Raw genomic sequence first — 14,091 nt, 5'->3', positions numbered from 1 at the left:
ATGGATGCCAACGAAGCGGTAGACGGTTCCTAACAATTGCCGACCGTTCCTTGCTACTGAACGAGAACCGGCTGTATGGCGATCGATTCACCAGCGGATGCGGACGCGTCGGCGACCGACGGTGACGGGACGAACGAGCGGTCGGCCACGCGTCGGGGCGAGCACGGAACGACGGCGGATCGAGCGACTGCGTCTCCGCCCGTCGCCGTCCGCTGGGCGAACGTGACCCACGAGTACGGCGACACCACCTCGCGGTTTCGAGCTGCGGCGACGCGAACGGTGACTGCACTCCGGGACGTCTCCCTCGAGATCCACGCCGGGGAGGTCATCGGCCTGGTCGGGCCGAGCGGCAGCGGCAAGTCCACGGCGCTGCACGTGATGGGCGGCCTGCTAGTGCCGACCGACGGCCGGGTCGAAGTCCTCGGGACGGATCTCACGGCCCTTTCCACGACGGAACGAACGCGCCTGCGACGCGACCGCATCGGATTCGTCTTCCAGGGATTTCACCTCCTGCCGGCGCTGTCGGCGCGGGCGAACGTCGCCCTCCCGCTTGTCGAACACGGGATTGCACGGCGTGAGCGGCGCCGACGGGCCGACGAGTGGCTCGACCGGGTCGGTCTCGGCGACCGTGCGTCCCACCGCCCGAGCGAACTTAGCGGCGGTGAGCAACAGCGCGTGGCGATTGCGCGGGCACTGGTGACCGATCCTGACCTCGTCCTGGCGGACGAACCGACGGGGGAACTCGATACCGAGACGGGCGAGCGCGTCCTCGAGTCACTCGTCGACGTCGCTGACGACCGGACGGTGGTGCTCGCGACCCACGACGAGCGGGCCGTCGAACGGGCAGCGCGCACGATCACCCTCCTCGATGGGGCCATCGTTGACGATGGCTGAAGGGACCACATCCGGTCCCCTTCGCCGCGTAGCGGCGATCGGGCGATTCGCCGCCACCCAACTCGGCGCCCAGCTCCGCCGCCGGCCCGGCCGGATCGCCGTCACGGTCGGCCTCGTTGCGGTGACAATCGCGCTGCTCGTGGTCGTCACGGGGATCAGCGTCGCGCTTGCAGGGGGAACGACCACCAACGACGAGGTCGATCTCCGCGTCACCCCGCACGACGGCGGGACGCTGTCGCCGGTCGTCGGCGTCGAGGGGCCGCGACTCGACGACGTCCACGAGCGAACGGCAACAATCGACGACCGAGCCGACGTCGACTACGCGACCCCCGTCCTCCTGGAGATCGTCCAAGTCCGTACCGTAGACGGCGGCGAGCCGACGAATGTACTTGCCGTTGGCGTCGTTCCGGGGGAAGAGACGCCGCCCGTCGCCGGGATTTCGACGGCCCGCCTCGACCCGGGCGATCCCTACTATGCGGGGGGCGACTACGATGGCTCGCAGACCGGCGACGTCGTCCTCTCGTCGGGTGCGGCCGACCAACTTAACGCGTCGACTGCCGATCCCCTTCTGATTCGCAGCCCCCGGTCCGGCGCCGTCTCGCAGTCCCACGAGGTAACCGCGGTAGACGATGCCGCGACAACGGGCGTCACGGGCGATCTGCCGATCGTTGTGCTACGTCTGAGCGAACTCCAGACGTTGACGGGTGCTGCCGAAGAGGATCTCGCCGACCAGGTCCTCGTCGGGACAGAGTCGGCTGAGGCGAAAGCGGCGATCGAGGAAACGTATCCGGACGCGACGGTCGAATCGGGCGACGCATCCGGACTGGCGGAGCTCCGTGAGGACGATCTCGCACTCGCAACCAGCGTGACGATGCTGGTTGTCGGAATCGGGATCTGTACGCTGTTTATCGCCACGACGTCGGGCCTCCTCGTCGAACGGGAACGGCGGACCCTCGCGGTCCTCACGGCCGTTGGCTTTCCGCGCCGGTCACGGCTCGCAATCATCTCGGTGATGAGCCTCAGCCTCACGGTCGTTGGTGGCGTCGTCGGGATCGTACTCGGCTACGCGGGCATCGCACTCACGAACGCCGTAGCGATGGCGACGGTGACGTCGTCACCAATCGCGGCGACCGATCCCCGCTTTATCCCCTACGGTCTCTCGGTTGCGATTATCGCCGGCGTCCTCGCGCTGCCGTACCCGCTCTATCTTGCGACGAACACGGACGTGATCGCCGAACTGCAACGTTAACGATGATTCGAACACTCCGAAAGATCGATGCGGTCGCACGCCTCTCGGCAGCCCAGCTCCGCTACGAAACTGGGCGGACGGTCATGGTCGTCGCCGCGATCGCGCTGGCCGTGCTCACCGTGACGCTGCTCGGGGGCCTCGGCCTGGGCGTCCTCGAAACGGGCCAGGACCGCTTCGACACGGCCGACCAGGATGTCTGGATCACAGCCGGGACCGTCGAACTCACGGACACGGGCGGCGTTGAGAATCCCATCGCCGACTCCCATCGCCTTGCGGCCGACGTCGAAACACACGAGGATGTCGAGAGTGCGTCTCCGATTGCGTTCCACGCCGTCTATCTCGGTCCCGATCCCGATGAGCTCGAGCTGGTCACGGGCGTCGGCATCCCCGGCGAACACGGGGAGTTGACCCTCGAGTCCGGCGACGGGTTCTCGGAGGGGGACGTCCACTACGGCGAGGGCGAATACGACGGGCCGATGACTCGGGAGGTGATCATCGATCCGCAAACGGCGGATCGCTTCGACCTCGACGTCGGCGATTCGATCTATGTCGGAACGAGCCAGAACGCCGCCGCAGACCAGGAATTCACCGTCGTCGGGATCTCGTCGTCGTACTCGCAGTTTCTGGGCACCTCGACTGTGACGATGCCGCTCAGCGAACTGCAGGAACTCACGGGGACGACCGACGCAGATCGGGCGGCGTTCATTACGGCAACCGTTGCTGATGACGCCGAGAGCGACGCCGTCACCGACGACATTGAGGCGTCGTATCCGGAGTACGACGTCCGGACGAGTGCCGAACAGTTCGAGTCGATGTTCGAAGATCGAGTGCTCCTGTTCGCCAGCGGCGGCGCGCTCGTCGTCCTCTCCGTTGTCACTGGCATCGTGTTGACGGGGAATCTCCTGTTGCTCGTTGCGTCAAGGCAGAGACAGGAACTCGCCTCGTTGTGGGCGATCGGCCTCTCGCGGGGCCTGCTCACCGGGCTCATCAGTGGGCAGGGACTTGTCCTCGGTCTGTGCGGCGGCGTGGTCGGACTCCTTGCGACGCCCCCGGCCGCGGTTGCGGTGAACGCCCTCGCCGCTTCGCTGGTCGGGTTCGAGAACATGATACGGACACCGCCAGTGATCTACGTTGTCGGGTTCGGGATTGCCGTCGGCATAAGCACGATCGCCGCCATCGTCGCCGGCTGGCGGGCCAGTCGGTACACGCGGTTCGAACATCTCGCCGGGTGAGGGCCCATCGCAGGCGGAGGCCAGTGGCTTTACCGGCGCGAGTCCGACATACCTGGTGAAGGACGCGCCGCCTTAGACACCCTCGAGGTCACCGACGGCGACGAACCGGTAGGGCCCCTCTTCGAAGCCACCGAAGACGAGCACCGTCGACGGTCGGTCCCCCTGGGACGAACTGCCCGTTTCACCCGCGGGGGCGAAGTCGGCTGTCAGCGTGTCATCTGAGGCGGACACCTCGTCCGCGGAAGCGACACCACCCGGCACATCGGAGCCTGGAATCGGTGGCGCAAACGGCGAGTACGACGTCATCCGCACTGATTCCGGATCGATATCCTCCACCGAGACCCCCTGATTCTCGTCGACGAACGAGAGTGAGACAGTGATGCGTCCATCGCCACCCTCTTGCTGGGAATCGAACGTCGGCTCCATGGTAAGCGTCGCCGGAACGGTGTACGAGGTCCCCGCGACCTCCAGATCGTGGAAGTACGCGTCGCTGACGACCCCGTCTACGCTGCCGTTTCCGATCGCGACCGCTAACAGGTGCGCGTCGGCGCCGAACTGGTCGACGACATCGGAGTACTGCTCTTGTTCTCGCAGCGCCATGATGTTGGTCCCGATCGTCTCGGCCGTCACGCGAACCTGCTCGTCGTCGACATCGATCTCGTCCGCATCGACGTCGATCATTCGCCAGCCGTCCGCCTCGAACTCGCTCGAGACGTCGCGTGTCTCCCACGTTTGGAACTGATCGGTGTCCTCCTTCCGGTACGTGACGGCGATTCCTCCGTCGGCCCGCTGGAGGATGAGGAACACTTCGTCCGGCACCCGATACGTCGCCGTTTCACCCTTGTAGTAGTTGTACGTGATCGATCCGTCATCCTCGACAGCACCGAGCGTGAGGTCCTCAGCACGAAGATCGATCCCGGCGACGGCGTAATCCTGCGACTCCTCGCCGTCGGAGGTCACGTGTACGACGTCCTCGCGCCCCTCGTCGGCCGGATCGGCGGTCAGACGCATTCGATTTGTGAACGCCAAATCCATGTCGTGGTCCCAGAGGACCGCCTCGTTGTGCTGGACGCCTTGCGGAACCGTCGCTCCGTCGCCGTCAGTGTGGGACTGGCCGCCGCTCTCAGCTTGCTCGTCACCCGCGAGAACGCTTCCGACGCCGCCGACACCGACGATCGCCATCCCCGTCCCGAGTACGACCGAGCGACGATTGAATCCGCGCTTCGAATCGCTCGACCCCTTTTTGTTGGTTGTCATCCTCGAAACTAAGACATGCGAAACTCTCCCATTAAGGCCTGCTATCGTCGCACCAGAGAGTCAGGATTTACTTTAGCCATTCAACCCACTCCAACAGCTACATCCGTGGCGGAAGCCGCGGTGGCACTCCGTTCGACACCGGGAAAGACAACGCCACGCCTACGCCTGCGGATGGTATGACACTATCACACAATGTGCTTTTTCCTGGGGAAACAATCGGTATCGTCCACCTACAGAACCATCGACGGATGACATCCACCCCGGCGTTCACGCCGGGGTTTCCTCTGTGGGAGTCTCGGCTATGCCGATTCCCCGGAGGCAACATTCCCGCCACGGTGGACGGTACTCGTGTCTGTGCGCTGTTCTTTGGGACGTTCGTGAGGGTGTGGTATCCCCGACCATTCGTGGTCGTCCCACTCGAACCGCACGGGCCGTGCCATCGACCTGACTGCGCTGCTCGTTTGCCGCTCTAAGAACGCCTCTGACGCCGTGAGATCAGCGTGCCCTTCGAACCCACACGGGCAAGTGAGCGTGTCTTGATGCCGTGTCGTCCGGTCTGTCGAACCGCATTGGGGGCACTCCTGACTTGTCCACGCTTCTGACCGCACTTCTACCGAGATACCATATTCCTCGGCGGTGCAAGCCAGCCGCTCGGTGAACTTCTTGAACGACCAGAAGTTGTGGGTCTTCGCGTTGGTTTCGGCCGACCAGTGCGAATCCAGCACGTCGGTCAGTCCACCGACATACACCGCATCGACACCTTCGGCGTGGAGTCGGTCCAGCAGGTCACGACATAGAGCTTCTTGTGCGTGGTCCCGGCGTCGGGTTCGCTTTCGATACAACCGTCGGATGCGCTCGCTACTGTATCGCCCTTCTCGTAGTTTGGACTGGAGATGGCCGATTTCTCGCGTGGTGTCGCGGAAACGGTCAAACAATTCCCGACCTTTGTAGAGGAGACTTCGGCTGCTGGGCGTCGGCCCGATGGTCCACGAGGTCTGGTCTGGAACAGGGCCTTTATGACGGACTCCTGTGTGCTAGATACGCGAGCACCCGATGACCGTGCATATCGATACGATTGAAACAGAGTGGGGCCCCCGTGTTCGTGTCCACACGACCTTGGCTGCCCGGGTTCATCAGATCTCGCTGTTCTCGGAGAACTCCGATGGGGCCCTTGAGTTCGTCGGCGCAGTCGATCTCGATGAGGGTGAGGCAGCACCGGGTACGACGATTCATGCGATCGTTGCGCTGGAAGAGGCAGGATACGATATCGACGCCTCCGTGCCGATCATTTAACGCTCCTGCGCATGATGGTCTGCTCGCGCCTCCGAACTCTGGCGACTCTCGCGGACCTGTTCCCCCTGACGTTGGCTTGCGATATTTGTCTCTACTATGTCGCGTACACGATGTTCACCGACGGTAACGGCGACTACACGCCCGTCTACAGGCGGAGCAGGCCGAGTGTCTCGGGGCTTGACCCCGAGGTGGTTGACGTTAACGCGGTCCGTCCACCGCTGACCGTCCAGCCCGACCAACTGACAGCGCAGTCCGACCTCTCGTGGCACAGACCGACCCGCGAGAGTCCCACCGTGGGGGTCGAAACCGCCCGTCAAGACCTGAACTCGGTCTGTCGACCCTTTGGCTCCCAAGAAAAAGGCACGTTCGTCGTCTCCCTACGAGAAGACCGTGCGCTTATCGGTGTCGCCCTCGCAGTCCGCGATAGCGTTCTCGACCGCTGCCTGCGGGGCTTCGGAAGGCATTTTACGATGACGGCTCCGCACTGACTCCTGTTCCAACTGGAAATGACAGAGATGTTCAGGGGTTCTTTCGCCGTGGAGATCTCTGTGGGCCTGATTGAGGAGCGATACGCTATCAGCGCCACAGTCGATACCAGTTACCGCTACATTCTTAACACTTGAAAAGAGTTCGATACGCATCGGGGCGACTGCCGATCCATCGAGAGCTGACCATGGCCGAATGCGATAACTGCGGCGCACACGTCACAGAGCGGTACAAACGCGTGTTTTCGGACAACGAGGGAGTCTTACACGCCTGCAGTAACTGTCGAGGACAAACTGAGATGTTTCATGGGGCTGGTTCAGGGCACGAATCAGGGGGGATCTGAACGAAGGGAAGAGCGCCTATTCTCCAACGGTGAACGCAGTGTCCAACATAATAATTGTTAAATTTTGGCTATCGATCAAATTTTATGCCAATCTATGTTCCTACGGATGGATATTAACCCACTGGGTTGACAGCGACAGTTTCTTCTTCTGAGTGAGCGCCGGTATCTACGACAACGGGGAACTCTTCGACGTCTCCTGTCGGTTCTCCCGTTTGGAAGGTTAACGTGATTTCTTCGGATTCGCTGGGATCGAGGGTGAGTGCGTCTTTTGTATCTTCGACAACAGGGTCGTGTCCAACGATGAGTTCAATATCGGTTGTTCCTTCTTCACCGCCAACGTTTTCGATTACTGCATTCACTTCCAGTGGTTCACCACCATCGACTGGTGAATTAGTGTTCATGTCCGCTACCTCAAAGAAGGCTGGGCCAGTTCCTTCAGTGTCCTCGGACGAATCGTCTCCGTCAGAAGAGTCTTCACCAGCCTCCACACTCAAATATGCGACTTGGAGTGTTGCTGGAGTACCGACCTGATTCACACTCGTTTCTATACTGATCGGAGCCTCTTCTTCCAGCACGTCACCAGTAACTTCAGCCGAGTAATCAGAGGGTTCTGATTCTCCATCGGGCCATGCCTTTAGTCTATAATTTCCGTCACCATCATGGTGACAGACACCGTAATACCATTGTTCGTTTTCCCAATCCATCGCATCGTCTTTCTCATCATCAATCCCTCTCCCGTCAAGTATGATTGACCCTCTATCAAACTGTGGACCGAGTTTATGAGGATCAACGCCTGCAGTATGAAAGCCCCAGAGCATCATAATATCAGAATCACCAGCACGTACATCACCGAGAAGCACATGAAGATATTGTCTAGAGCCGAACTCATCCGCTTCCATTCGGTACAGTAGTTTTATAGTCCATTCCTCATTCCATGCGAACTCTTCATCAAACTCATGATATGTGCGTCCACTCACGTCATCATAGTTGACCGATAACGTTTCCGGCCCGCCTTCAGGCGGATTTTCCTCGCGAATTTCAACTTCTGGCCTTTCCTCAGTCTCTTCTACAATTTCTTCGTTCCAGTCAGATCCGAGTTCTCCATCCGACCAATCTTCATACAGGAGTAGGTCGGGTGATTCCTCTGACTCCTCATTATCGTTACTGGGTGGCTGGGTGATATTTTCTTCTACCTCTGCAAGCAGATCACGCGACTCTTCAACCATCGCTAAATTTTCCTCTATAACACCTCTTACCGTATCTGCTTCTTCTCTGTTAGAATAGGGATATTCGATATCATCGACTAAGACATCATCTAAATACGCGATGTTTTCATCTAATATCCCCTTCTCCGTTAGAAGTGCGTCATGATACAGATCGATGACTCGATTCAGTTCCGATTCATCGGTTAACATCGCAAGAAACACGGTGTGTTCATGTAACTGAATGGCCGTGAGAATTTCGAGGTGATTCACCGTGAAAAACACAGACCCGCCCGCAGCTGGAGTAAGTTTTTCCACCCACCCCACTGCTGAAGTAAATTCCTCAAATGAAGAGTCTAAGAGTTCTTGGCTGGTTCCCGCAACATCTCCGCGTCCAGTAGAAATTGACCGAGTTCCGAATCCATCAACTAATGATGCAGAGAGATTCGCTATGAAATCTCCATACTTCTCTCTGACATGGGTTTCACTCTCACTTTCAAATTGTCTACGTAACAAATTATAGATGTTGAGACGGGTGAACGTCATTGCACGAAGTTCACCAACTTGTTCAGGGTTGAGAAGGTTCATCTCGGGGATTGAATACACATCTAGATCAGTAAAGATGAGATCCCGGTCTAAGGGTTCGTGTTCATATCGCATATCACCAACTCTAAATGAGGAAAGATCATAATACGTGCTTGCATTCCCGTTGTCGTGCCTACTATCTTGATGTTCGATTTCGCTTTCTTGGAATGGGCTGTAATAGTCTGCTCGATATTGGGTTCTGGAATCATCGAGTAGCGTAGCGGTGTGCGGGAAATGAAATTTGATCGTGTCCTCGATTTCTACCGTTGCGGTATACCCTGATTCCAGATCTTCCTTCATACCGTCCCACGGATAGACTGATGGATTTTTTTCCAATATGTCCCTATCCGCATCATCTGGAGTATGGGAGAAGGATGGTTCCGCAAGGTCGAGTTCGGAGTCGGATAGTTGGATTGATGAAATCGAGTATGCATTTCTAATTGTCTCGGACTCGGTTATTGTATCGTCTAGGGTTGACGTGGCAGTGGAACCGGATTTCTCTACATCTCCATAAGATTCTGGTCCGGTCACGGTGTTTTCATAAATTCTCTCCGTCACGCACGATGCATCTCCGGAAAGGTCTAAGGAGCCCTTCCCGCTCTCTTCGTCAATTGTCAATGTGAAACCCTCAACGGTTTCATCACAACCGGACTGGCTTTGGTTACTCCCGAAACCAGGAAAATTGCTCAAAAATCCATCATTGTCATCGTCTTCGTCATCGTCATCGTTGTTCCATGGCCACGCCATTGCCGCCCCAACACTGCCAAGCAGACGCCTACGTGTATTTGAGTTCGGATACGATTTGGTCTGAGGATTCGCTTCGTCACGATCTCTTAATGATGGATCATTGTCGGGTGAATCCATGAGATGCTTGACGAGAGATGGTGACAAATACCTCATTGATGTTACCTGAAATAAAGGGGGTAGAACGTATGAATTTTAAAATCGGTTGGCAATAATCAGTGCTTCACAAAGTAACTTGATGGAATCGACCAAAACCCGAGACTCCGCTAAATGGTGAGTGAGTTGTCTGAAGACGTTTACGAGGTCCTCAGTGGCGTGTGCGCCGACGGTACCCCGGCGACCGTGCTGGATCGCCGTCTCGTAGGCGGTCTCCCGTCGGTCCTTGATCACCAAGCCGTGGGGTTCGTCCAGTCCCACAGCCACGTACAGCAGGTCACGCTGGCACCCGGTCACAGCAGACAGCTTCGATCCTGTGCCCACCAGCAGTAGAAAAAAGTGAAGAAGACACACATCATACATTAATTATAATATTAGAACCCATCGGATATTTCAGGACATTTGCCCACCGTCTGGCGCCGACGTCGCTCTGACCCTAATTGGCTGGGTGATGCTTTTATATAACGACAGTGAACGTCCGATGATGGTTGAGCAACGTACAGACGACGCCACGGTAACCTTCTCAGAGAACACGATCAGCCCTGTCACGGCAGAATGGGGTCGAACCTCCGAGGAAACACCCGTGGTCGCCGTCATCTCAGCGGTTGCCGACGCCGCTAGTACGGAGATGCTTGCACTTCCACCACTCTACGAAGCAATCGATCCAGAGGCCCTGAACGATCTATTCACAGCACGGCCGGGAGCTCCTGATTGCAGCGTGTCCTTCCGATACGCCGGATTCGACGTTGTCGTCTCCGGCGATGGCACCGTTCAAGTGGAGTAGATCGCCGACGCCAGGTTCGTTGATTGGCTCTCTCCCCACGAAACTCGCTGTTCAGAGCACTGCGGGTATGCACCGCCCGTCACTCCACTCCGTTTGGCCACCAGCGTCAGGCCGTGTCTGCCAGCGACTCCGCGGGGCCTGTTCTCCAGATTCGACACCGCTCCTTCCTGCTTGGCCAGGCATGACGCTCGCTGTGACACCGGTCACCAATCCCGACCTCACGGGTCGGGATATCCGCCTCGACCGTTGATGAAAAGTGGACGGACGGATCGAGGAAGGTGACGACGTTCACGGTGGTGGAGATAAACCAGGGATGGGATCTACAGGCGGAGCAGGGCAAGAACCCCGACCCTTGAGGTCGGGGGTGAAGCCCGTCGAAGGACTACACATGCTCACTACGGTTGATGTACTGTTCAATCGTTTCTCGACTCACCACACCTGCCGTTCCCACGGAGAACGAACGCTCCCAACACCCACCGCCTCGCCAAACAAGGCGACGACTGGGATGACATCCGTCGCCAGATGGCGCAAGACGCCAACCTCGTGAAAAACAACACGCAATTGGTCGTCAAGAAAGCCCTCGAAGCGATGGAGAACTACTACGACTACGACGACTACAATATGCCTAGTCACACCAAAACTGGGCCATACCCCTTGCGGATGAACCACACCGAGGGATACACGCTCTCACTCACTGACGACGGTGCTGTTGCGTTCCGTATCTCTCCGAAACCAGATCATCCTGTTCGGGGGACGGTCGTTGGTGCCCCGGTGCATCTCGACGTGCTGAAAACCGCGTTGTCGAGTGACGAGTGGAAGATAGGGACGGCTGAAGCCCTGTTCACGAATGGCCGTGCTGAACTCCACGTCAACGTCACCCACCAGACGCAGACTGTCCGAGTCAAAACTGACTCGAAGACGGTGATTGGTGTGGACGTGAACGAGGACAACATTGCGTTGACTGCGATGGATGAAACTGGAGTTCTCGACACGCTCGTCATCGACTTGCCCGAAATCAAATCCGAGCGCCACCGCTATTTCACGATGAAAAAGCGGATGCAGAACGCGGGGAAGCCGTCGTACAAGAACGTGGTGCGTGACCGCGAGTATCGGTTCGTCCACGACAGGCTCCACAAACTGTCTCGGGCCGTAGTCGAGTTTGCGAAGCGGTTTCCTGACCCGTGTATTGCTCTTGAAGACCTCAAGGATATGCGCGAGTCAATCGACTACGGCACTCGGATGAATCGTCGGCTCCACGCGATGCCGTTTCGTGCAACGCAAGTGTTTATCGCGTACAAAGCAGCGTTTGAAGGCATTCCGATTGCTTCGGTTGACGCGGAGTACACGAGTCAGGACTGTGCGTTGACTGCGTGTGAACACGCCGAGCGAGCGAATCGACGGCGAAAGCGATTCAAGTGCAAGTCGTGTGGTCAGCAAGACCATGCGGATAGGAATGCGTCGGTGAATATTGCGAAGCGTGGATTGGCGAAGTGTATGTTAGATGTGCCTGTTCTCAAGAGCCTTCCTCAAGTTCGGAAGGTGCGACGGTGGGCATCGGGGCGTGTGAACCGCCCGACCTCATCCCTCGTAACCGCTTGAGACGGCCTTGCTCTGGAACGGGTAGGCGTCGAGGTTGCAGGGAGTGTTAGCGATAATCTGAGGGAACCACGAAGAAGCCCCGACCCTTGTGGTCGGGGTTGTTCACTTGAATCGAATGAGGTTCGTAGCATCGTGCTGGATATACAGCGCGAATGTACCACGGACTGAGGAGCGATCAACGCGGAAGGCCGAACGCCTAAATCTGAGGCGCGCATCCCCCACGGTGACCTTCGCGTACGCGGGCTACGAGGTCACCGTCACTGCCGAGTCCGTGCGTTTCACACCACTCGACACATTTGTAAGCCGGGGGTTTTGCACACTGTTACCTGCCACTGTATTCGAATTTACACTTACAAATATTGGTTTAAGATATCACCTCTATGATTCACACTCTGACTTTCATGTCGAATGTACATATGATCAAAACCGGAAAAGAAGCCAAATACAGCTTCGTTGAAGATTCTTGCAGAATGAACGACCTCACGGGGTTTCAACGCGACCTCCTCTACGTGATCGCAGGTGCCGATCAACCCTCCGGCCAAGATGTCAAGGAAGAAGTTGAGACGTACTATGAGAGCGAAATCAATCATGGCCGCTTGTATCCGAACCTCGATACGCTGGTCAATAAGGAACTCACCGAAAAGGGGCAGCTTGATCGGCGGACCAACTACTATGCACTCACTGACGCGGGGAGAGAGCAAATCCAAGCGCGGCAAGAGTGGGAGAGTCAATATGTTGAGTTCTGAAAGATAATCGTATTCGGTTGGACAGTACGTTCTCCTACCCCTACTTTTTGTCGAAGAGAAGGCTTATACCAGCAGAATAGAGTCGGTGATGTATGTCCACGCAGAATGAAGCCTCTCTGCCACATCTCGTTACCATCGTCGGGCGAGGCGTGCCATCGAACTACGAAATCACCGTTGACGGCAACATCGAACTGGTGGGAGCAGACCCACTCGAGGAAGCCACGGTCGTCACGGAGAACGCCGCCGAAGGTGCAGTGGATACTGGTGTGATGCGGTTCCGGTTCTCCGGTCAAATGGCAAACGTACACGTGATCGACTGGAACGGCGTCCCTGCACCGGAATCGCCCAGCACACCGGAAGTCCACATTGACTACGGTGTAGCCGACCGACACGATACCTAACCAGCGACGCAGCCTCCTCTTTTACTCTGCTGTAGCTCTGCTCTGTATCTTGCACGCAGTTCCTGATAGGTTCTGGATAGAAGACCCAGCCGCTGCTGAATCCATAGCGCGATTGCAGCACGAGGGGGCCGGTCGATAGTGACGTATTCGGTTCGGTCAATCCAGGTTAAGTCAAAGTAGCAACCAGCCAATCTAGTAACTGCTAAGAGTAGTGTGCTGAAACCAGCGTATCGGCTTATCAATCGAGCCTGTTTCTTCCGTCGTCAATCACCGTCACATCGGTAGTCACGTTCACCATCGTAGACGGAGTCGTGCCACTGCTGCGTGAGTGAATGGATCTACGATCCCCTGGGCTTCGTCGCGCTGAATCAAATCAGCTAGTACTACTACGAACATTTGAAGGTGAGATAACATATTTATGTGCTCTGCGAGCGTATAGCATGTGAACGGTTGAGTCCCGCAGGGCATCCGTTCGGTGTTGAAGTTGAAGCAGTTGAGAATCGTGATGGCTGTAGTCGTCATTCTGGCGCTTTCGGTCGCTTCTATTGGAGTCGTTGCAGCCGAGAAACCGACTGGTGAGTACACGTGTCACAAATTAGCTGGAAACGGAGATAAGCTCGTTAAGGATAATGTTCACGAGCAGCAAAAGTCAGGGTTAGAAAAAGCAGACTGGACATGCGGGAAAGGCATAATCATCGGACCGATCCCCGTCGAGCCGATTCCCGCTCCCGAGCCTGTGAAGCCATAAATTGGTTCCCCAAGGCTCTAAACTTTTTATAGTTTAAACGTTTAACCGTATCTGTACCGACGCATTGCCAACCCAGATCAACATAGAATCTTCTGCGAAGTCATTCAACTATTATAAAATCTGCATTTCTGCTCGTATGATCCTCTTCTGGGTAGTTCAGAGTCGATAGGACGAAATAAAATGAGCCATCGTGCTACGTACATCCTCTGAGTCGGTCACACTATTTCTGACAGGGGTCAAGTAGTTCGCGCTCACCCTGCTGAACTCACAGCGCGTATCGCTCATCACCTGAATCTCGTTCAGTCTGTGCAGATTTTGCACGGGATAACGCTATGTTATACTATGGCATGGGTGAGCTAAGAGGGAGCCAGC

At 57.1% G+C, this 14,091-nt stretch carries 12 protein-coding genes and 4 pseudogenes; 11 read left to right on the top strand and 5 right to left on the bottom strand.

Annotation, left to right across the window (positions count from 1 at the left end):
* Positions 1-75: 75 nt before the first annotated feature.
* From RJT68_RS00355 to RJT68_RS00345, 3 genes are read left to right on the top strand one after another with little or no spacing between them, the layout of a single operon-like run.
* Positions 76-894, top strand: a complete 819-nt coding sequence (locus RJT68_RS00355) for an ABC transporter ATP-binding protein (RefSeq protein WP_407038405.1) — start codon at positions 76-78, stop codon at positions 892-894.
* Positions 887-2,143, top strand: coding sequence for an FtsX-like permease family protein (locus RJT68_RS00350; protein ID WP_407038404.1), 1,257 nt, complete (start codon positions 887-889; stop codon positions 2,141-2,143). Before RJT68_RS00355 ends, RJT68_RS00350 begins: the two co-directional genes overlap by 8 nt.
* Before the next feature lie 2 nt (positions 2,144-2,145).
* Entirely contained in the window at positions 2,146-3,375 is a 1,230-nt protein-coding gene (locus RJT68_RS00345) for an ABC transporter permease (RefSeq protein WP_407038403.1), read from the top strand.
* A gap of 72 nt (positions 3,376-3,447) precedes the next feature.
* Here the strand turns inward: RJT68_RS00345 and RJT68_RS00340 are convergent, their stop codons facing one another.
* On the bottom strand, positions 3,448-4,632 hold the full coding sequence (locus RJT68_RS00340) for a hypothetical protein (RefSeq protein ID WP_407038402.1): 1,185 nt from the start codon (positions 4,630-4,632) through the stop codon (positions 3,448-3,450).
* A 299-nt stretch (positions 4,633-4,931) separates the two neighbouring features.
* A pseudogene (locus RJT68_RS00335) lies at positions 4,932-5,585 on the bottom strand (transposase); the annotation flags it as partial.
* A 100-nt stretch (positions 5,586-5,685) separates the two neighbouring features.
* Between RJT68_RS00335 and RJT68_RS00330 the strand changes: the two are divergent.
* The 3 genes from RJT68_RS00330 to RJT68_RS21115 all read left to right on the top strand — a co-directional run bounded on the left by RJT68_RS00330 (position 5,686) and on the right by RJT68_RS21115 (position 6,754).
* Positions 5,686-5,925 (top strand): hypothetical protein, encoded by a 240-nt coding sequence (locus tag RJT68_RS00330; RefSeq protein ID WP_407038401.1) that lies wholly within the window; start codon positions 5,686-5,688, stop codon positions 5,923-5,925.
* Positions 5,926-6,035: 110 nt separating this feature from the next.
* The gene (locus RJT68_RS00325) at positions 6,036-6,413 is read left to right on the top strand and encodes a hypothetical protein (protein WP_407038400.1); all 378 of its coding nucleotides are present in this window, start codon (positions 6,036-6,038) and stop codon (positions 6,411-6,413) included.
* 185 nt (positions 6,414-6,598) lie between these two features.
* Complete coding sequence (locus RJT68_RS21115) at positions 6,599-6,754, top strand: DUF7563 family protein (protein WP_455196254.1); 156 nt, start codon at positions 6,599-6,601, stop codon at positions 6,752-6,754.
* Positions 6,755-6,867: 113 nt separating this feature from the next.
* Here the strand turns inward: RJT68_RS21115 and RJT68_RS00320 are convergent, their stop codons facing one another.
* Both RJT68_RS00320 and RJT68_RS00315 read right to left on the bottom strand, forming a co-directional pair.
* Positions 6,868-9,405, bottom strand: coding sequence for a hypothetical protein (locus RJT68_RS00320; RefSeq protein ID WP_407038399.1), 2,538 nt, complete (start codon positions 9,403-9,405; stop codon positions 6,868-6,870).
* 216 nt (positions 9,406-9,621) lie between these two features.
* Positions 9,622-9,747: pseudogene (locus tag RJT68_RS00315) on the bottom strand (PadR family transcriptional regulator); the annotation flags it as partial.
* Positions 9,748-9,925: 178 nt separating this feature from the next.
* On the opposite strand from RJT68_RS00315, the gene RJT68_RS00310 reads away from it, so the two are divergent.
* Positions 9,926-10,225, top strand: coding sequence for a HalOD1 output domain-containing protein (locus RJT68_RS00310; RefSeq protein ID WP_407038398.1), 300 nt, complete (start codon positions 9,926-9,928; stop codon positions 10,223-10,225).
* A 382-nt stretch (positions 10,226-10,607) separates the two neighbouring features.
* Here the strand turns inward: RJT68_RS00310 and RJT68_RS00305 are convergent.
* Positions 10,608-10,706 (bottom strand): annotated as a pseudogene (locus RJT68_RS00305) (IS200/IS605 family transposase); the annotation flags it as partial.
* Here RJT68_RS00305 and RJT68_RS00300 point away from each other — a divergent pair.
* The 4 genes and pseudogenes from RJT68_RS00300 to RJT68_RS00285 all read left to right on the top strand — a co-directional run.
* Positions 10,697-11,824: pseudogene (locus tag RJT68_RS00300) on the top strand (RNA-guided endonuclease TnpB family protein); the annotation flags it as partial. The pseudogenes RJT68_RS00305 and RJT68_RS00300 overlap by 10 nt on opposite strands.
* A 470-nt stretch (positions 11,825-12,294) precedes the next feature.
* Positions 12,295-12,570, top strand: a complete 276-nt coding sequence (locus RJT68_RS00295; RefSeq protein ID WP_407040422.1) for a PadR family transcriptional regulator — start codon at positions 12,295-12,297, stop codon at positions 12,568-12,570.
* Positions 12,571-12,662: 92 nt separating this feature from the next.
* Positions 12,663-12,971: a hypothetical protein gene (locus RJT68_RS00290; protein ID WP_407038397.1), complete on the top strand. Its 309-nt coding sequence runs from the start codon at positions 12,663-12,665 to the stop codon at positions 12,969-12,971.
* Between the two features lie 478 nt (positions 12,972-13,449).
* Positions 13,450-13,719, top strand: coding sequence for a hypothetical protein (locus RJT68_RS00285; protein WP_407038396.1), 270 nt, complete (start codon positions 13,450-13,452; stop codon positions 13,717-13,719).
* Positions 13,720-14,091 lie beyond the last annotated feature (372 nt).

Source organism: Halovalidus salilacus (genome assembly GCF_031852275.1).
GTDB classification, from domain to species: domain Archaea; phylum Halobacteriota; class Halobacteria; order Halobacteriales; family Natrialbaceae; genus Halovalidus; species Halovalidus salilacus.
Note: the sequence above shows the minus strand (reverse complement) of the source record. Positions and strands in the feature narration are given on the sequence as shown.

What these genes read in the sequence shown, in the direction of transcription:
- RJT68_RS00355 (WP_407038405.1), top strand. Translation starts at nt 76, where the DNA reads ATGGCGATCGATTCACCAGCGGATGCGGACGCGTCGGCGACCGACGGT.
- RJT68_RS00350 (WP_407038404.1), top strand. Translation starts at nt 887, where the DNA reads ATGGCTGAAGGGACCACATCCGGTCCCCTTCGCCGCGTAGCGGCGATC.
- RJT68_RS00345 (WP_407038403.1), top strand. Translation starts at nt 2,146, where the DNA reads ATGATTCGAACACTCCGAAAGATCGATGCGGTCGCACGCCTCTCGGCA.
- RJT68_RS00340 (WP_407038402.1), bottom strand. Translation starts at nt 4,632, where the DNA reads ATGACAACCAACAAAAAGGGGTCGAGCGATTCGAAGCGCGGATTCAAT.
- RJT68_RS00330 (WP_407038401.1), top strand. Translation starts at nt 5,686, where the DNA reads ATGACCGTGCATATCGATACGATTGAAACAGAGTGGGGCCCCCGTGTT.
- RJT68_RS00325 (WP_407038400.1), top strand. Translation starts at nt 6,036, where the DNA reads ATGTTCACCGACGGTAACGGCGACTACACGCCCGTCTACAGGCGGAGC.
- RJT68_RS21115 (WP_455196254.1), top strand. Translation starts at nt 6,599, where the DNA reads ATGGCCGAATGCGATAACTGCGGCGCACACGTCACAGAGCGGTACAAA.
- RJT68_RS00320 (WP_407038399.1), bottom strand. Translation starts at nt 9,405, where the DNA reads ATGGATTCACCCGACAATGATCCATCATTAAGAGATCGTGACGAAGCG.
- RJT68_RS00310 (WP_407038398.1), top strand. Translation starts at nt 9,926, where the DNA reads ATGGTTGAGCAACGTACAGACGACGCCACGGTAACCTTCTCAGAGAAC.
- RJT68_RS00295 (WP_407040422.1), top strand. Translation starts at nt 12,295, where the DNA reads ATGAACGACCTCACGGGGTTTCAACGCGACCTCCTCTACGTGATCGCA.
- RJT68_RS00290 (WP_407038397.1), top strand. Translation starts at nt 12,663, where the DNA reads ATGTCCACGCAGAATGAAGCCTCTCTGCCACATCTCGTTACCATCGTC.